Here is a 17,643-nt window from a genome sequence, read left to right as displayed (position 1 = left end):
GCGCAGTGGGTCGGTGCCTGTGGCGTCCAGCTGCAACCGCTGGTGGATGCACTGCGGGAGATCGTTCTGGAACAGGGCGTGATCCATGCCGACGAGACCCCGGTGCCGCTGCTCGCGCCGGGCCTGAAGAAGACCCAACGCGCCTACGTCTGGGCCTATGCAGCCAGCCCGTTCGCCGAGCTGCGCGCAGCCGTCTACGACTTCAGCTCCAGCCGTGCCGGCGAGCATGCTTACAGCCTCAAACGCTGGACGGCCCTGGTGCGCTATCTCGATGACGGGATGGTGGCGATAGATAACAACTGGTGCGAAAACCAGATCCGCCCGTGGGCCCTCGGCCGCTCGAACTGGCTGTTCGCCGGCTCGCTGCGCAGCGGCAAGCGTGCGGCTGCACTGATGAGCCTGATCCAGTCGGCACGCCTGAACGGGCATGATCCCTATGCCTATCTGAAAGATGTGCTGACCCGGTTGCCGACGCAAAAGGCCAGCGAGATCACCGAGCTGCTGCCGCACAACTGGAAACCGTCCTGCAAGGCGTGATGCCCGGCTGCTTACTTCACACCAGCAGATGATGCGGTTCTTCAGCAATCTCCCAGCTTGCACCGTGGTGATGGAGACCTGCGCCGGCTCCCATTTCATTGCTCTAGTGCACCCAGCGCATGAAGTGGTGGAAGTGCTGGCGCCCGACCGGTCCCCACAGGTAGACCCCGCGCTGTGGCGCCGCCGGGCCGTCCTGCCGGTGCCGGGCGCGGTGGCAGTCTTCCAGCCGCTGCGCGGACTGCTATTGCGCGGTGTCTGGGGCGAAACCGTGCTGTTCGATGGTCTGCCGGTAGGCAGCCAGCGATGAGGCGATGTCGATGCGGTTCATGGTGCAGAAGTTTCTTCCAGCTCTGGCTCGGGGCCCGCCCTCCTCCGCTGGTGGAGGAGAATAGCAAGCGCCACGCCTAGCCCAGCAGGATCCGCAGATCCAGCCGTCCCTCCCGTACCGGCGGGCACCAGTAGTAGCCGCCGTTGGTCGGCCGGCTGAAGCGGAACAGGGCATCGACGATGCCATCCTCCAGACCGGCCATGCGTGTGAGCTGGGCTTCGAAGGCGTCAAGGCTGTGTCCGAAGGCGAGGAACAGCAGGCCGGCCTGCTGGCCGTCGTTCCAGGGCATCGAGCGGCGCACGACGAAGGCTTCGGGGGTGAAGCTTTCCTGGGCGGTGCGCTTGACGTGGGCGGAGCCAGGGGCGTCTTCCAGCTCCTCGTTGTCGCTCTTGCGTCGGCCGATGATATTGTCCTGCTCGTCCGGCGGCAGGGCGCCAAAGCGGTCGAGGTCGTGCACCCAGTGCTGCACGGCGGCGAAGCTGCTACCCCGTTCGCCCTCGGGGCCCTCGCCGACGATGGCGGCGGCAATGGCTTCCTCGTCTTTGGGGTTTTCGGTGCCATCCTCGTAGCCGGTCAGGTCGCGACCTTCCCGGTAGCGGAAGGCGTCGGTGTTCTGCACCAGACGCAGGGCCGGACGGAGCCAGGGCGACGACGAGTTCGCGGCTGTGCTGTAGCAGTTCGCCGCGATCCTCGCCGCGTAGCCAGCACCACAGGGCGTGCTGGGTCGAAGGGATGTCCACGCTGGCGCCGCTCAACGCTGGGAGCACACGCAGGCCAGCGAGGTGGCGGCCTTGTGCCTACAGCAGCGATTCGCCAAGGCCAACGGCTGCCGTCTCGCCGTCGACCAGGCAGCTGAGCTGGTCGAGCGCACCCGGTAGGGCGTCTGCCGATTCGAGGGAAAAGAACAGGTGGCGTGCCTGTGCCGGTACGGTGGCAAGGATGCCCGGCTGGGAGCGCTTCATTTGAACTCCTTTCAGGAAGCGGTGATTTCGAAAGGCTTTTGTGCTGGAATTCCTTCTGGCATCGAAGCAAGACAAAGGCCGGCGGGGAGGCATGCCGAGGGCTAGGGCCTGCCGCTCTCCGCTCACGCTGGAGCCGGAGCGGCTGCCCTCAGAATTCACTGTTCTTCGCCAATGGTCTGCCCAGTGCTGCCCGTGCCCTGTGGTATTCGGCGCGGTAGACGGCAAAGATTTCGGTGATAGCCCCGTCTGCCATGCCCAGCCGGCTCAGAGTTCTCTGCAGGTAGGCGCAGCTTTCCGCGAAGCGGAAGGATTCGCAGAGCAGCTGGTGGTTGAGGGCGAGATCGCCCTCCTCGTCTCCTTCACCGAGGATCCTCCGCAGGACGGCGTCCATCAGCCCGGCGACCGCATGGGCGTCCGCTCGGCGGCGGCCTTGCCGCCAGGCGCCGAGCAGACGCTCCCTGGTCTGGACGTCCGCCCCCTCTCCTGCCCAGAGTCTGCCGAGGCTGCTGCAGTCGGAGCGCTGCTCCGAGCAGCCGGCAAGGGCCGCGAGATGGGCGAGGTAGTTCTCCACGGGGTTGCTCCACTGCCCGCTCGCGGCATCGAAGGCTGGCAGGAAGATTTCGAGCAGCACCTCGTCCTGCTGGCCATCCTGAGTCAGCAGCTCCCAGTGCTGAAGGCTGAGGTCGACCACCCGCCAGGCAGCCAGGCGCAGGGGTACGGCGAATACGTCGGCGAGACGTGTCTCGAGCAGCAGATCGCTTTCCAGCAAGGCGTCGGTCTCCGACGCTTTCAGCATCTGCAAATGGCGGCGCAGGCGTTCGCCGGCCGGCGGGCAGCCGAGTTCTGTGGCCAGCGAGCTTTGTGCCAGGCAGCGGAGCCGGTCGAGGCTGGAGTCCAACTGCGGCAGGATCTGGCAGGCCAGGGTGCGTTCTTCCTCCAGACGCTGCTGCCAGTAATCCCGGGCTGCCGGATGCGTGAACAGGCTGTCGGCAAGCAGCCGTTGCCACTGCGCATGGGCGGACCGGTAGGGGCCGCCAGTCGCCACTGGCAGCTCGCTTGGTTCGGCCGGCCCCGGCAGGTGGAGCAGTTCCAGCAGCTGGGGTAGCGGCAGGAAGAACAGGATGCCTTCGACAACCGCCTCCTGCAGCGGAACAGTTTCATCGGCAATCATGACAAGGACATTCCGCTCGCCGGCTTCCTACCGGTTCGGCGACAGAGGAGGCGATGGCGATGGCATTGGGCGGTGTAATCCATGGGAGGGGTTCCGGCTACGTCTGGTCTGGCGAGAGGATCAATGGGCGGCATGTCATGCATGGTTCCACGTGGAACATTTCTCGGCAGACACCGGGGTTTGTTCACAGGAAAGCCGGTTGAGGGGCCGGCGTTTGTTGGAGTGCATGCCGGGATGTTAAACCTTGGCAGGTCCATCCACCACCGTGTTGTCGGCAAGGACGCCGAGTTCTCTCTGGGTCTGCTCGACCCAAGCGAAGGCGCGCTCGTTGAGTTCGGCAATGGCGCGCGGGCCCTTGCCGTCGGCCTGCAGCGGCGGACCGAAGATCACCTGAACGGTGCCGGGGGTTTTGCCCCAGCCTTCCTTGGGCCAGTAGCGGCCGGCGTCGTGGGCGACCGGCAGCACCGGCAGACCTGCGTTCACCGCGAGGGCGGCGCCGCCGCGGGAGAACTTGCCGATCTGCCCGACCGGTACGCGAGTGCCTTCGGGGAAGATCAGCACCCAGGCACCCTGCTCCAGCCGCTTGTGACCCTGCTCGGCCAGCTGCTTGAGCGCCGCCTTGGGATTACTGCGGTTGATGGCGATCGGCCTGAGCAGGGCGATCGCCCAACCAAAGAACGGGATGTACAGCAGCTCTCGCTTGAGGACCTGGCTGAGCGGCTCGAAGTAGGCGGAGAGGAAGAAGGTTTCCCAGGTGCTCTGGTGTTTGGCGAGAATCACGCAGGGCCGCTGCGGGATGTGCTCCAGGCCGTGCAGTTCATAGCGGATGCCGACGATGTGCCAGGCCAGCCAGACGGCACAGCGGCACCAGCTCTGCACGACGAAGCGGTAGCGCGCACGGAACGGCAGGAAGGCCGCGACCAGTAGACTGAGCAGGCACCAGACGACGGTGCTCAGGGACAGCAGCAGATAGAAGATCGAGATGCGAAGGGATTGCATGAGGGCTCAGCCACCGGCCTTGAGAAGATGGTCGACGACGGCCGCCAGGTCATCGAACACCTGGGTGCCGGGCGGCAGGATGTTTTGCAAAGTGCGCTGGCCCTTGCCGGTCTTCACCAGATAGGGGCTGGCGCCGAGCATCAGGCCGGCGTGCAGGTCGCGATGGCTGTCGCCGACCACTGGCACGTCCCGCAGGTCGGCAAGCCGGAAATGCTCGGCGATGCTGCGGAACATGCCAGGTAGCGGCTTGCGGCAGTTGCAGCCGTCCTGCGGACCGTGCGGGCAGTGCACGATCAGGTCGATCCGACCGCCCTGCTCCATCACCAGCTTCTGCATCTTCAGGTGCATGTCGGTGAGGGCGGTCATGTCGAACAGGCCACGGGCCAGGCCGGACTGGTTGGTGGCTACCGCCACCGTCCAGCCGGCCTTGCTCAGGCGGGCGATCGCCTCGATTGAGCCAGGGATGGGAACCCATTCCTCCGCGGATTTGACGAAGGCGTCGGAGTCATCGTTGATGACCCCGTCGCGATCGAGCACGATCAGCTTCATCGGTCACTGTCCCAGCACGGAGATGTCAGCGACACAGAGGAACAGACCGCGCAACTGCGCCAGCATGGCGTGGCGGTTGGCGCGGATCGACGGCTCCTCGGCGTTGACCAGCACTGCCTCGAAGTAGGCGTCCACCGGGTCGCGCAGGCTGGCCAGACGCTCCAGCGCTTCGCGGTATCGGCGCTCGGCGGCTAGCGGCCTGACCGTGTGCTGGGCCTGCTGTAGCGCCGAATACAGGGAGAACTCACTGGCGTTGTCGAAGTAGCGGGCTTCGACAACGGCCGGCAGCCTGCCCTCGTACTTGCTGAGCAGGTTGGAGACGCGCTTGTTCACCGCGGTCAGCGCCTCGGCTTCCGGCAGTCGGCGGAAGGCCTGCACCGCCTGCACGCGCTGGTCAAGGTCGAACGCCGAGGCTGGTTGCAGGGCACGTACTGCCAGGTAGCTGGAGACGTCGATGCCTTCGTCCTCGTAGCGCGCGCGCAGGCGGTCGAAGACGAACTCGCTGACCTGCTCGGCGAGACCGACGGCCTTCACCTTGGCGCCGTACTGGGCGACCGCGAAGTGGCTGGCCTCCTCCAGGTTCAGGTCCAGCTGCTTCTCGATGAGGATGCGCACGATGCCCAGGGCGGCCCGGCGCAGGGCGTAGGGGTCCTTGCTGCCGGTGGGCGGCATGCCGATGCCGAAGATACCGATCAGGGTGTCGAGCTTGTCGGCCATCGCCACGGCGGCGCCGGTCAGGGTCGAGGGCAGTTCGGCGCCGGCACCGCGCGGCATGTACTGCTCGTCGAGGGCGCGGGCGACGTCTTCCGGCTCGCCGTCGTTCAGCGCGTAGTAGTAGCCGGCGATGCCCTGCAGTTCGGGGAATTCGCCGACCATCTCGCTGGCCAGGTCGCTCTTCGACAGGATGCCGGCGCGGATGGCGTGTTCCGGATCGGCGCCGATGCGCTCGGCGATGAAGCCGGCCAGCCGCGAGACTCGCTCGGCCTTGTCCAGCACGCTACCCAGCTGGGCCTCGAAAACCACGTTGGCCAGGCGCTGGTTGAAGCTTTCCAGTGTCTGCCGTTTGTCCTGGTTGAAGAAGAACTCGGCGTCGGTCAGGCGCGGGCGCACCACCTTCTCGTTGCCGGCGACGATCTGCGCGGGATCCTTGCTCTCGATGTTGGCCACGGTGATGAAGCGCGGCAGCAGCTTGCCGTTGGAATCCAGCAGGCAGAAGTACTTCTGGTTGTCCTGCATGGTGGAGATCAGCGCTTCCTGGGGCACGGCGAGGAAGCGTTCCTCGAAGGAGCAAACCAGCGGTACCGGCCATTCGACCAGCGCAGTCACCTCGTCGAGCAGCTCCTCGGGAACGATGGCGCTGCCCTGCTGCTGCGCGGCCAGCTCGGCGACGCGCCGGGCGATCAGCTCGCGGCGCTCGGCGAAGTCGGCCAGCACGTAGGCGCTGCGCAGGTCTTCCAGGTAGCTGGACGGCTGGCTGATACGCACCGCGTCCGGGTGGTGGAAGCGATGGCCCATGGATTCGCGGCCGGCCTTCTGGGCGAGGATCTCGCAGTCGACCACCTGGTTGCCGAACAGCATCACCAGCCACTGGCTCGGCCGGACGAACTCGTCCTTGCGCGCACCCCAGCGCATGCGCTTCGGGATGGGCAGCTCGTCGAGGGAGGACTGGACGATCGCCGGCAGCAGCTCGACGGCTGGCTGGCCGGGAATGTGGCGGCTGTAGCGCAGCTTGGGTCCACTACGGTCGATCTCGAGCAGCTCCACGCCACACTTGCGGGCGAAGCCGAGGGCGGCCTGGGTCGGGTTGCCCTCGGCGTCGAAGGCGGCCGCCAGCGGCGGGCCGTCGAGATTGAGGGTGCGGTCCGGCTGCTGGCCGGCCAACTGCTCGACCAGCACTGCCAGGCGGCGCGGTGCGGCATAGACGCGGGCGACCCGGTAGTCGAGGCCGGCGCCGGCCAAGCCTTTCTCGATGCCGGCGAGGAAGGCGGCGGCGAGGTTCTTCAGGGCTTTCGGCGGCAACTCTTCGCTGCCCAGTTCGACGAGGAAATCTTGTGCACTCATTCTGCAGCCTCCAGCTTGGCCAGGACTTCGTCACGCAGTTCGGGGGGGGCCATGGGGAAGCCGAGCTTGGCGCGCGCCTGCAGGTAGCTTTGCGCCACGGCGCGGGCCAGGGTGCGCACGCGCAGGATGTAGCGCTGCCGCTCGGTCACCGAGATGGCGCGGCGGGCGTCCAGCAGGTTGAAGGTGTGCGAGGCCTTGAGGACCATCTCGTAGGTCGGCAGCGGCAGCTCCAGCTCGCTCAGGCGGTTGGCCTCCGACTCGTAGAAGTCGAACAGCTCGAACAGCTTGGCCACGTTGGCGTGCTCGAAGTTGTAGGTGGACTGCTCCACCTCGTTCTGGTGGAACACGTCGCCGTAGGTGACCTTGCCGAACGGGCCGTCGGTCCATACCAGGTCGTACACCGAATCCACACCCTGCAGGTACATGGCCAGGCGTTCGAGGCCATAGGTGATCTCGCCGGTGACCGGGTAGCACTCGACGCCGCCGACCTGCTGGAAGTAGGTGAACTGGGTGACCTCCATGCCGTTCAGCCAGACTTCCCAGCCCAGGCCCCAGGCGCCCAGGGTCGGCGACTCCCAGTTGTCCTCGACGAAGCGCACGTCGTGCACCCGGGTGTCGATGCCGATGTGGCGCAGGGACTCCAGGTAGAGGTCCTGGATGTCGTCCGGGTTGGGCTTCAGGACCACCTGGAATTGGTAGTAGTGCTGCAGGCGGTTGGGGTTTTCGCCATAGCGGCCGTCGGCTGGGCGGCGCGAGGGCTGCACGTAGGCGGCGTTCCAGGTTTCCGGACCGATGGCGCGCAGAAAGGTGGCGGTGTGGAAGGTGCCGGCACCCACTTCCATATCGTAGGGCTGCAGCACCACGCAACCCTGTTCGGCCCAGTAGTTCTGCAGGGCGAGAATCAGGTCTTGGAAGGTGCGCACGGCAGGCGTAGTCTGGCTCACAAAAATCACCCTGTCCTGAGGCTGCGACGTAAAGGGCTGCGAGTATACCCGATTCCCGGCGGCCTCCACCGTGATGCGAAAGCCCATGCCACGCTGCTTCTGGTGTTCCGACGACCCGCTGTACCAGTCCTATCACGACGAGGAATGGGGCGTGCCCCTGCGCGATCCGCAGCGCCTGTTCGAACTGCTGCTGCTGGAGGGATTCCAGGCCGGATTGTCCTGGCTCACCGTGCTGAAGAAGCGCGAGCACTACCGTCGTGTGCTGTTCGGTTTTGATGCCGAACGCCTGGCGATCCTGAGTGACGCCGAGATCGAGACCCTGCTGCGGGACCCCGGGATCATCCGTAACCGCCGCAAGCTCGGGGCTGCCCGGCAGAACGCCCGCGCCTGGCTGAGGCTCGAGGATCCGGCCGGCTGGCTGTGGTCCTTCGTCGGCGGCGCGCCGCGGATCAACCGCTTCCGCACGCCGACCGAGGTGCCGGCGACGACCACCGAGGCCGAGGCGCTCGGCCAGGCTCTGAAGAAGGCAGGTTTTTCCTTCGTCGGTCCGACCATCTGCTATGCCTTCATGCAGGCGTGCGGGATGGTCATGGACCACACCACCGACTGCGACCGGCATGCCGAACTGGCGGGGCCGTCCGCCCGGCAGACATCGGCGCGTCGTCGCTGACGCATCGCGCGTACCGGCGCTCCCTGCCCTGCTTTCTGAACGGTTGCTGAACGATTCTCCCGAACTTTCCATGTCCTTGTGAAGGGAACCATACAATTTCTCCCCGAAGAATCCCTGTGCGGATCCGGGGGAACGCTGAAGGGTTCTTTTTTCGTCGCCCTGCTATTTCCAGACCTGCCGAACCTCCATCCCTGTGGAGGCCATGGCTTTCAGATTTCAAAGCTTCTTTTCAACCGGGAGGCCACTTGTGGAAAAGCTCAAGGGTGCAGTGATCATCACCTCCCTGCGCCTCTTCGCCCTGCTGCCCTGGCGTGCCGTACAGGGTGTCGGGGCAAGCCTCGGCTGGTTGATGGCGCATGTGCCGAACCGTTCGCTCGAGGTGGTACGGATCAACATCGGCCAGTGTTTCCCCGAGCTCGACGCCAGGGCGCGCGAGCGTCTGGTGCGGCAGACTTTGCGGGATATCGGCAGGACCCTCACCGAAAGCGCCTGCGCCTGGATCTGGCCGGCGCGCAAATCCCTCGCCCGGGTGCGTGAGGTGGAAGGCCTGGAGGTACTTGAACAGGCGCTGGCTTCCGGCAAGGGGGTGGTCGGCATCACCAGCCACCTGGGCAACTGGGAGGTGCTCAACCACTTCTACTGCAGCCACTGCAAACCAGTCATCTTTTACCGGCCGGCGAAGCTCAGGGCGGTGGACGAACTGCTGCAGTGCCAGCGCGCGCAGCTGGGCAACCGCGTCGCTCCCTCGACCCGCGAAGGCATTCTCAGCGTGCTCCACGAGGTGCGCCGGGGCGGCGCGGTGGGCATTCCGGCCGATCCGGAGCCGAGCCAGGGCAGCGGTCTCTTTGTGCCCTTCCTCGGCACCCGGGCGCTGACCAGCAAGTTCGTGCCGAACATGCTCGCCGGCGGCAAGGCGGTCGGCGTCTTCCTGCACGCGGTGCGCCTGGACGACGGCTCGGGCTACCGGGTGATCCTCGAGGCCGCGCCGCCGGAGATGTACAGCCAGGACACAGAAACCGCCGTGGCGGCGATGAGCGCGGTGATCGGCAAGTACGTGCGTGCCTATCCCAGCCAGTACATGTGGACCATGAAGCGCTTCAAGCGGCGTCCGCCGGGCGAGCGGGAGTGGTATTGAGGGCGCCGTGCGACGCCCCTCCTCAGAAGAACGTCAGCCCCACCTGGAAAAGCCGCTCCACGTCGCGAATGTGCTTCTTGTCGACCAAAAAGAGGATCACATGGTCGCCGGACTCGATGAGGGTGTCGTCGTGGGCGATCAGCACCTGCTCGTCGCGGATCACCGCGCCGATGGTGGTGCCCTGGGGCAGCTCGATCTCGCCGATCATGCGCCCGACTACCTTGCTCGACTTGGTATCGCCGTGGGCGATGGCTTCGATGGCTTCCGCCGCGCCGCGGCGCAGCGAGTGCACGCTGACGATGTCGCCGCGGCGCACGTGGGTCAGCAGGGTGCCGATGGTGGCCAGCTGCGGGCTGATGGCGATGTCGATCTCGCCGCCCTGCACCAGGTCGACGTAGGCGGGGTTGTTGATGATGCTCATTACCTTGCGCGCGCCGAGGCGCTTGGCCAGCAGCGAAGACATGATGTTGGCCTCGTCGTCGTTGGTCAGGGCGAGGAAGATGTCGGCCTCGTTGATGTTCTCCTCGACCAGCAGATCTTTGTCCGAGGCGTTGCCCTGCAGCACGATGCTGCTGTCAAGGGTATCCGAGAGGTAGCGGCAGCGCGCCGGATTGGCCTCGATGATCTTTACCTGATAGCGGCTCTCGATGGCCTCGGCCAGGCGCTCGCCGATATGGCCGCCGCCGGCAATGACGATCCGCTTGTTGCTGATCTCAAGGCGCCGCAGCTCGCTCATCACTGCGCGAATATGGGTCCTTGCGGCGATGAAGAACACCTCGTCGTCGGCCTCGATCACCGTGTCGCCCTTGGGCAGGATCGCCCGGTTGCGGCGGAAGATCGCCGCCACCCTGGCGTCCACGGTGGGCATGTGCTCACGGATCTGCCTGAGCTGCTGGCCGACCAGCGGGCCGCCGTAGTAGGCGCGCACCGCCACCAGCTGGGCCTTGCCGTCGGCGAAGTCGATCACTTGCAGGGCGCCTGGGTATTCGATCAGCCGCTTGATGTGGTTGGTCACCACCTGTTCCGGGCTGATCAGCACGTCCACCGGAATCGCCTCGTTGCTGAATAGCCCGGCGCGGGTCAGGTAGGCCGATTCGCGCACCCGGGCGATCCGCGTAGGGGTGTGGAACAGGGTGTAGGCGACCTGGCAGGCGACCATGTTGGTCTCGTCGCTGTTGGTCACCGCTACCAGCATGTCGGCATCGTCGGCACCAGCCTGGCGCAGCACGGTGGGGAAGGAACCCTTGCCGAGGATGGTGCGGATGTCCAGGCGATCGCCAAGATCGCGCAGGCGGTCGCCATCGGTGTCCACCACGGTAATGTCGTTGGCCTCGCTGGCCAGGTGCTCGGCCAGGGTGCCGCCGACCTGGCCGGCGCCGAGAATGATGATCTTCATCGAACACTTTCCTCAGCCGCGCGGACCGGCGGCGATCTTGATCAATTTGGCATAGTAGAAGCCATCGTGGCCGTGGGGCTGCGGCAGCAGCTGGCGGCCGTGGCGTTGTGCCAGGCCCGGCTTGGCCCCGACGAAGCTGGCGGCGATGTCCAGTTCGCGGGCGCCAGGGGTGCGAGCGAGAAAGGCGGCGATGCAGTCGCTGTTCTCCGCCGGCAGGATCGAACAGGTGGCATAGAGCAGGATGCCGCCGACCTCCAGGGTCGGCCACAGGGCGTCCAGCAGCTCGCCCTGCAGGCTGGCCAGGGCGGGAATGTCGCCGGCCTGGCGGGTCAGCTTGATGTCCGGGTGGCGGCGGATCACCCCGGTGGCGGAACAGGGCGCATCGAGCAGGATGCGCTGAAACCGGCGGCCATCCCACCAGGTTTCGGTGGCCCGCGCATCGGCGGCGATCAGTCGGGCCGTAAGGCCCAGCCGGTCGAGGTTCTCACGGACCCGTTCAAGGCGCCTTTCCTCCAGGTCGACGGCGACCAGCTCGGCCAGCCGCGGCTCGCTTTCCAGCAGGTGGCAGGTCTTGCCGCCGGGGGCGCAGCAGGCGTCCAGCACGCGCTGGCCGGGCATCGGCTCGAGCAGGTAGGCGGCCAGTTGGGCGGCCTCGTCCTGTACGCTGAAGCGGCCCTCGGCGAAGCCCGGCAGGCTGTGCACGTCGCGCGGTTCGCCGAGCAGGATGCCGTCGCGGCTGAAGCGGCAGGCGCTGGCCGGAATGCCGGCCGCCTCCAGCTCGGCGAGATAGGCGTCGCGCGAGGCCAGCCGGCGGTTGACCCGCAGGGTCAGTGGCGGGTGCTCGTTGTTGGCTGCGCAGATGGCTTCCCAGTGCTCCGGCCAGTGCTTCGCCAATGCCTGCTGCAGCCAGCGTGGATGGGCGCTGCGCGCCACCGGATCGCCTTCCAGTGCACCGAGCAGCGCCTCGCCCTCGCGCTGCATGCGGCGCAGCACGGCGTTCAACAGGCTCTTGGCCCAGGGCTTCTTCAGCTGTTCGGCACAGGCCACGGTTTCACTAATCGCCGCGTGGGCGGGGATGCGGGTGTGCAGCAGCTGATACAGGCCGATCAGCAGCAGCGCCTCGATATCCCGGTCGGCGGCCTTGAACGGCTTGCGCAGCAGTTTTTCGGCGAGCAGTGCCAGGCGCGGCTGCCAGCGGGCGGCGCCAAAGGCGAGCTCCTGAGCCAACGCACGGTCGCGCGGCTCGACCTGTTCCAGCTGGGCCGGCAGAGCGGCGAGCGAAGCCTTGCCGGCGAGCACTGCCGCCAGGGCGCGGGCGGCGGCCAGGCGCGGATTCAGGCTCATGTCGCCAGCACCTGGCCGACGGCGAACTGCTCGCGGCGGCTGTTATACAGCTCGGCGAAGGCCAGCGGCTTGCCGCCCGGCAGTTGCAGGCGGGTGAGGCGCAGGGCGCCGACGCCGCAGGCGACGCTCAGGCCGTCGCGGCTGGCGGCGAGGATGGTCCCCGGTGTTCCGCCACCCGGCTCGACGCTCGCACCGAACACCTTCAGCGGCGTGCCGTTCAGGCTGCTGTGGCAGACCGGCCAGGGATCGAAGGCACGGATCCGGCGCTCCAGCTCGACCGCCGGACGGCTCCAGTCGAGGTGCGCCTCGTCCTTGTTCAGCTTATGCGCATAGGTCGCCAGGGCGTCGTTCTGCACCTCGCCGGCGAGTTCGCCGGCGGCCAGCTTGTCGATGGCCTCGACCAGCGCCGCGGCGCCCAGTCCGGCCAGGCGGTCGTGCAGGCTGCCGCCGGTGTCCGCGGGATGGATCGGCGTGGCGACCTTGAGCAGCATCGGCCCGGTGTCTAGGCCGGCCTCCATCTGCATCACGGTGACCCCGGATTCGCCGTCGCCGGCCTCGATGGCGCGCTGGATCGGCGCAGCGCCACGCCAGCGCGGCAGCAGCGAGGCGTGGCTGTTGATGCAGCCGAGGCGCGGGATGTCCAGCACCGCCTGTGGCAGGATCAGCCCGTAGGCGACCACCAGCATGAGGTCGGGTTCGAGTGCCGCGAGTTCCGCCTGGGCAGCGGGGTCGCGCAGGGTCGGCGGCTGCAGGACGGGAATGGCATGCTGCTGGGCGAGCTGCTTCACCGGGCTCGGCATCAGCTTCTGCCCGCGTCCGGCGGGACGGTCCGGCTGGGTGTAGACGGCGATCGGCCGCTGGCCGGCGGCCAGCAGGGCCTTGAGGTGTTCGGCGGCGAATTCGGGCGTGCCGGCGAAGACGATGCGCGAAGGCTGGGTCATGGTCTCTCGCTCGAGAAAGAAAAAGGCTTGCCGCGGCAAGCCTTCGCAGGGACAGGCTCAGCCGTGTTGGCGATGTTGCTTCTCCAGCTTCTTGCGGATGCGGTCGCGCTTGAGCGTCGACAGGTAGTCGACGAACAGCTTGCCGTTCAGGTGGTCGCACTCGTGTTGGATGCACACCGCCAGCAGGCCTTCGGCGATCAGCTCGAAGGGCTGGCTGTCGCGGTCCAGGGCGCGGATGCGGATCTGCTGCGGGCGGTCGACGTTCTCGTAGAAGCCGGGCACCGACAGGCAACCTTCCTGGTAAGGCTCCAGCTCCGCGGTGAGCGGCTCGAACTCGGGGTTGATGAATACCCGCGGCTCGCTCTTGTCCTCGGACAGGTCCATCACCACCAGGCGTTTGTGCACGTTCACCTGGGTCGCCGCCAGGCCGATGCCGGGCGCGGCGTACATGGTCTCGAACATGTCGTCGATCAGCTGGTGAAGGTCGTCGTCCACCGACTCGATGGGCTTGGCGATGGTGCGCAGGCGCGGGTCGGGATATTCGAGGATGTTCAGTATCGCCATATGCGTTTGTGATGCACTTGGGAATTGATCTAAAACGGCTGCTGCTAAGATGCTGGGCAGCATTGAAAAAACGGCTTTACGCCGCGATCCCGAAGGAAAATTCGACGGCGCTCGGCGTTTCACGCGAAGGCACATCATAAAGGGATTCACGGCATGAGGAAATCACTACTCGCCCTGCTGCTGGCTGCCGGCAGTTCTCTGGCGCAGGCCGAGCTGCAGCTCCGCGAGGGTCATCCGCAGAGCTACACGGTCGTCCGGGGCGACACCCTGTGGGATATCTCCGGCAAGTTCCTTCGCGCACCCTGGCAGTGGCCGCAGCTCTGGCACGTCAACCCGCAGATCGAGAATCCCCACCTGATCTATCCGGGCGACGTACTGAGCCTGGTCTACGTCGACGGCCAGCCGCGCCTGATGCTCAACCGCGGCGCCAGCCGCGGCACCATCAAGCTGTCGCCGCAGATCCGCCGTACGCCGATGGTCCATGCCATCCCGACCATTCCGCTGGAAAAGATCAACAGCTTTCTGCTCAGCAACCGCATCGTCGATGGCGCCGCGCAGTTCCAGGACGCGCCCTACGTGGTCGCCGGCAATGCCGAACGAGTGGTCAGCGGCGCCGGCGACCGGGTCTACGCACGCGGCGACTTCTCCGCCGGCGAGGCGGCGTACGGCCTCTTCCGCCAGGGCAAGACCTACGTCGACCCGGAGACCAAGGAGGTCCTCGGCATCAACGCCGACGATATCGGCACCGGCGAGGTGGTCGCCGAGGAAGGCGACATCGTCACCCTGGTGCTCAACCGCTCGACCCAGGAAGTGCGTATCGGCGACCGCCTGTTCCCCACCGAGGAGCGGGCCGTCAATTCCACCTTCATGCCCAGCGAGCCGGCCGCTGCGATCGACGGGGTGATTCTCGACGTGCCGCGCGGGGTGACCCAGGTCGGCAACTTCGATGTAGTCACCCTGAACAGGGGCAGCCAGGACGGCCTGGCCGAAGGCAACGTGCTGGCAGTGTACAAGACCGGCGAAACCGTGCGTGACCGCATCACCGGCGAGCCGGTGAAGATCCCCGACGAGCGCTCCGGGCTGTTGATGGTGTTCCGCACCTACGAGCGGCTCAGCTATGGCCTGATCCTCACCGCCAGCCGCCAGCTGGCGCTGATGGACAAGGTGCGCAATCCGTAACCGGCGCAGCAATTCCGCCGCGCTTCCCCTTTCGCTCCGCCGATCAAGGATGATCGCACCATGCCTCTCTCGCCTGCCGAACTGGAAGCCCGCCTGCGCCTGCATGCTCTGCCCGAACTCGGGCCGCGTCGCTATCGCCGCCTGCTCGAGGCCTTCGCCAGCGCCTCGGCGGCGCTCAGCGCGCCGGCCTCCGCCTGGCGCGCGCTGGGGCTGCCGGCCACTTGTGCCGAGGCACGGCGCAGCACCGAGGTCCGTGAGCGGGCCGCCCTCGCCCTCGCCTGGCTGGAGTCAGCGCAGCGGCAGCTGTTGTTTCTCGGCGAGCCCGGCTACCCCGCCCTGCTGGCCGAGCTGGACGACGCCCCGCCGCTGCTCTTCGTCGCCGGCGACCCGGCCCTGCTGGAACAGCCGCAGCTGGCCATAGTCGGCAGCCGGCGTGCCTCGAAACCCGGTCTGGACACTGCCCGCGCCTTCGCCCGGCATCTCGCCGGTGCTGGCTTCGTGATCACCAGCGGGCTGGCCCTGGGCATCGACGGCGCCGCCCACCAGGGCGCGCTGGATGGCGGCGGGCGAACCGTGGCGGTGCTCGGCACCGGCCTGCAGCGGCTGTATCCGGCACGCCACGGGCGGCTGGCGACGGATATCCTCGCCGGCGGCGGCGCGCTGGCTTCCGAACTGCCGCTGGACTGCCCGCCCCAGGCAGCCAACTTCCCCCGCCGCAACCGCATCATCAGCGGCCTGTCCCTCGGCGTGCTGGTGGTCGAGGCCAGTCCCTCCAGCGGTTCCTTGATCACCGCCCGCCTGGCTGCCGAGCAGGGCCGCGAGGTCTATGCGATTCCCGGTTCCATCCACCACCCAGGTGCCCGCGGCTGCCATCAACTGATCCGCGACGGCGCGACCCTGGTGGAAAGCATCGAACACATCCTCGATGCGCTACGCGGCTGGCAGAACCTCGCGCCGCCGCACCAGTCGGCGGTCGCGCCGCCCCCGGCCGGCGAGACGCATCCGCTGCTGGCCCTGCTCCATGCCGCCCCGCAGACCAGCGAGGAACTGGCCTTGGCCAGCGGCTGGCCGCTCGCCCGGGTGCTGGCGGCGCTCACCGAACTGGAGCTGGACGGCGCGGTGGCCTGCGAGGGCGGTCGCTGGCTGGGCTGCGCCGGCTGACGGGCTTCGTCGCCAGCGGCGCCTTGGGTACACTGCGCCGGGTATTTTTCCGGAGGCAAGCGATGCATGGCAGTTGGCGTGTGCGGCAAGTGGCGCGGGTGCTGCGCCAGGGCGGGGTGATCGCCTATCCGACCGAGGCCGTCTGGGGCTTGGGCTGCGACCCGTGGAACGAGGCCGCCGTGCGCCGCCTGCTGGCGCTCAAGGGACGACCGCAGGAGAAGGGCCTGATCCTGGTCGCCGCCGACGTCCGTCAGTTCGACTTCCTGCTTGCCGACCTGCCGCAGGCGTGGCTGGAGCGCCTGGCCGGCACCTGGCCGGGTCCGAACACCTGGCTGGTGCCGCACCGCGACCGCCTGCCGGCGTGGATCACCGGCCGCCACGCGAGCGTCGCCCTGCGCGTCAGCGATCACCCGCTCGTGCGCGCGCTGTGCGCCCTCGCCGGCCCGCTGGTGTCCACCTCGGCCAATCCCGCCGGCCACCCCGCTGCGCGCTCGCGGCTGCGCGTCGAACAGTACTTCCCGCGCCGACTGGACGCCGTGCTGGACGGCGCCCTGGGTGGGCGGCGCAACCCGAGCCTGATCCGCGACTTGCCGACCGGCCAGGTGATCCGCCCGGCCTAGGGCAGCAGGACGGTCGAGCCAGTGGTCTGGCGCGCGGTCAGGGCCTCCTGGGCGCGGGCGGCCTCGGCGAGGGGGACGCGCTGGCCGATCTCGACCCGGACCTGACCGCTGCCGAGCACGGCGAACAACTCATCAGCCATCGCCTGCAGACGCTCCGGCGTGTCGGCATAGCCGGCCAGGGTCGGGCGGGTGACGAACAGCGAGCCCTTCTGCGCCAGCACCCCGAGGTTGACCCCGCTCACCGGCCCGGAAGCGTTGCCGAAGCTGACCAGCAGGCCGCGCGGGGCGACGCAGTCCAGCGAGGTTTCCCAGGTGTCCTTGCCGACCGAGTCGTAGACCACCGGGCACTTGCGCCCGTCGGTCAGCTCCAGCACCCGCTGCGCGACGCTCTCGCGGCTGTAGTCGATGGTTGCCCAGGCGCCCAGGGCCCTGGCCCGCTCGGCCTTCTCCGGCGAACCCACGGTGCCGATCAGCCTGACGCCGAGCGCCTTGGCCCACTGGCAGGCGAGGCTGCCGACGCCGCCGGCCGCGGCGTGGAAGAGGATGGTCTCGCCGCCCTGGAAATGGCCGATCTGGCGCAGCAGGTACTGTACGGTGAGGCCCTTGAGCATCACCGCGGCGGCCTGCTCGAAATCGATTTCGTCCGGCAGCCTGACCAGCTTGTCCGCCGGCAGCACGTGCAGTTCGGCATAGGCGCCCAGCGGGCCGTTGGCATAGGCGACCCGTTCGCCCACCCGGAAGCGTTCGACCTGGCTGCCGACCGCCTCGACCACCCCGGCGCCTTCCAGGCCGAGGCCGGACGGCAGCTGTGGCGGCGCATAGAGGCCGCTGCGGTAGTAGGTGTCGATGAAATTCAGGCCGATCGCCCGGTTGCGCACCCTGACCTCGTGCGGACCCGGTTCCGGCGGTGTGTGGTCGACCCATTCGAGGACCTCGGGGCCGCCGTGGCGGCTGATCTGGATGCGCTTGGCCATTTGCTCTGTTCCTATGGAGGCTCTGGTGTGCCCGTCCATGTGCCGCGACGGATGCGCCTATCCAAACGTCAAGCACTCCGTCTCGTCAACTTCGGCAAGGGATTGCGC

16 protein-coding genes and 2 pseudogenes are annotated in these 17,643 nt (G+C 67.5%); 6 read left to right on the top strand and 12 right to left on the bottom strand.

Annotated elements, in window-relative coordinates; all coding sequences use genetic code 11:
* Positions 1–537, top strand: a 537-nt coding sequence (locus ACYVD0_RS22500) for an IS66 family transposase (RefSeq protein ID WP_460428857.1), incomplete at its 5' end; no start/stop codon positions are given.
* A 106-nt stretch (positions 538–643) separates the two neighbouring features.
* Here the strand turns inward: ACYVD0_RS22500 and ACYVD0_RS22495 are convergent.
* From ACYVD0_RS22495 to glyQ, 7 genes and pseudogenes are all read right to left on the bottom strand, one after another.
* Positions 644–865, bottom strand: a pseudogene (locus ACYVD0_RS22495) (cell division protein ZapE); the annotation flags it as partial.
* A gap of 76 nt (positions 866–941) precedes the next feature.
* Positions 942–1,827: pseudogene (locus ACYVD0_RS22490) on the bottom strand (Dyp-type peroxidase).
* A gap of 148 nt (positions 1,828–1,975) precedes the next feature.
* Positions 1,976–2,998 (bottom strand): hypothetical protein, encoded by a 1,023-nt coding sequence (locus ACYVD0_RS22485; protein WP_460428856.1) that lies wholly within the window; start codon positions 2,996–2,998, stop codon positions 1,976–1,978.
* A gap of 237 nt (positions 2,999–3,235) precedes the next feature.
* A complete protein-coding gene (locus ACYVD0_RS22480; RefSeq protein ID WP_460428855.1) occupies positions 3,236–3,997 on the bottom strand; it encodes a lysophospholipid acyltransferase family protein in 762 nt (253 codons plus the stop codon).
* Positions 3,998–4,003: 6 nt separating this feature from the next.
* Positions 4,004–4,546, bottom strand: a complete 543-nt coding sequence (gene gmhB, locus ACYVD0_RS22475; RefSeq protein ID WP_460428854.1) for an HAD family hydrolase — start codon at positions 4,544–4,546, stop codon at positions 4,004–4,006.
* A 3-nt stretch (positions 4,547–4,549) separates the two neighbouring features.
* Positions 4,550–6,607, bottom strand: a complete 2,058-nt coding sequence (glyS, locus tag ACYVD0_RS22470) for a glycine--tRNA ligase subunit beta (protein ID WP_460428853.1) — start codon at positions 6,605–6,607, stop codon at positions 4,550–4,552.
* The gene (gene glyQ, locus ACYVD0_RS22465; RefSeq protein WP_460428852.1) at positions 6,604–7,551 is read right to left on the bottom strand and encodes a glycine--tRNA ligase subunit alpha; all 948 of its coding nucleotides are present in this window, start codon (positions 7,549–7,551) and stop codon (positions 6,604–6,606) included. The genes glyS and glyQ overlap by 4 nt, the downstream gene beginning before the upstream one ends.
* 85 nt (positions 7,552–7,636) lie before the next feature.
* Here glyQ and ACYVD0_RS22460 point away from each other — a divergent pair, with 85 nt between their 5' ends.
* Both ACYVD0_RS22460 and ACYVD0_RS22455 read left to right on the top strand, forming a co-directional pair.
* The gene (locus tag ACYVD0_RS22460) at positions 7,637–8,221 is read left to right on the top strand and encodes a DNA-3-methyladenine glycosylase I (protein WP_460428851.1); all 585 of its coding nucleotides are present in this window, start codon (positions 7,637–7,639) and stop codon (positions 8,219–8,221) included.
* A 247-nt stretch (positions 8,222–8,468) separates the two neighbouring features.
* On the top strand, positions 8,469–9,356 hold the full coding sequence (locus ACYVD0_RS22455) for a lysophospholipid acyltransferase family protein (protein ID WP_460428850.1): 888 nt from the start codon (positions 8,469–8,471) through the stop codon (positions 9,354–9,356).
* 22 nt (positions 9,357–9,378) lie between these two features.
* On the opposite strand, the gene trkA is transcribed toward ACYVD0_RS22455, so the two are convergent.
* From trkA to def, 4 genes are read right to left on the bottom strand one after another with little or no spacing between them, the layout of a single operon-like run.
* A complete protein-coding gene (trkA, locus tag ACYVD0_RS22450) occupies positions 9,379–10,752 on the bottom strand; it encodes a Trk system potassium transport protein TrkA (RefSeq protein WP_460428849.1) in 1,374 nt (457 codons plus the stop codon).
* 12 nt (positions 10,753–10,764) lie between these two features.
* Positions 10,765–12,090 carry a 16S rRNA (cytosine(967)-C(5))-methyltransferase RsmB gene (gene rsmB, locus ACYVD0_RS22445; protein WP_460428909.1) on the bottom strand — a complete coding sequence of 442 codons (1,326 nt, stop codon included), beginning with the start codon at positions 12,088–12,090 and terminating at the stop codon, positions 10,765–10,767.
* A 2-nt stretch (positions 12,091–12,092) separates the two neighbouring features.
* On the bottom strand, positions 12,093–13,037 hold the full coding sequence (gene fmt / locus ACYVD0_RS22440) for a methionyl-tRNA formyltransferase (protein ID WP_460428848.1): 945 nt from the start codon (positions 13,035–13,037) through the stop codon (positions 12,093–12,095).
* 57 nt (positions 13,038–13,094) lie between these two features.
* Positions 13,095–13,601 (bottom strand): peptide deformylase, encoded by a 507-nt coding sequence (gene def, locus ACYVD0_RS22435; protein WP_460428847.1) that lies wholly within the window; start codon positions 13,599–13,601, stop codon positions 13,095–13,097.
* Between the two features lie 153 nt (positions 13,602–13,754).
* On the opposite strand from def, the gene ACYVD0_RS22430 reads away from it, so the two are divergent.
* The 3 genes from ACYVD0_RS22430 to ACYVD0_RS22420 all read left to right on the top strand — a co-directional run bounded on the left by ACYVD0_RS22430 (position 13,755) and on the right by ACYVD0_RS22420 (position 16,561).
* The gene (locus tag ACYVD0_RS22430) at positions 13,755–14,780 is read left to right on the top strand and encodes a LysM peptidoglycan-binding domain-containing protein (protein ID WP_460428846.1); all 1,026 of its coding nucleotides are present in this window, start codon (positions 13,755–13,757) and stop codon (positions 14,778–14,780) included.
* A 60-nt stretch (positions 14,781–14,840) separates the two neighbouring features.
* Positions 14,841–15,941: a DNA-processing protein DprA gene (gene dprA / locus ACYVD0_RS22425; protein WP_460428845.1), complete on the top strand. Its 1,101-nt coding sequence runs from the start codon at positions 14,841–14,843 to the stop codon at positions 15,939–15,941.
* A gap of 62 nt (positions 15,942–16,003) precedes the next feature.
* Positions 16,004–16,561, top strand: a complete 558-nt coding sequence (locus ACYVD0_RS22420; RefSeq protein ID WP_460428844.1) for an L-threonylcarbamoyladenylate synthase — start codon at positions 16,004–16,006, stop codon at positions 16,559–16,561.
* On the opposite strand, the gene ACYVD0_RS22415 is transcribed toward ACYVD0_RS22420, so the two are convergent.
* On the bottom strand, positions 16,558–17,535 hold the full coding sequence (locus tag ACYVD0_RS22415) for an MDR/zinc-dependent alcohol dehydrogenase-like family protein (RefSeq protein ID WP_460428843.1): 978 nt from the start codon (positions 17,533–17,535) through the stop codon (positions 16,558–16,560). The two genes, ACYVD0_RS22420 and ACYVD0_RS22415, sit on opposite strands and share 4 nt — an antisense overlap.
* Positions 17,536–17,643 lie beyond the last annotated feature (108 nt).

The sequence above is a fragment of the Azotobacter armeniacus genome, assembly GCF_054779355.1.
The sequence above is the reverse complement of the archived record's forward strand: the minus strand, read 5'-3'. Positions and strand labels throughout refer to the sequence as shown.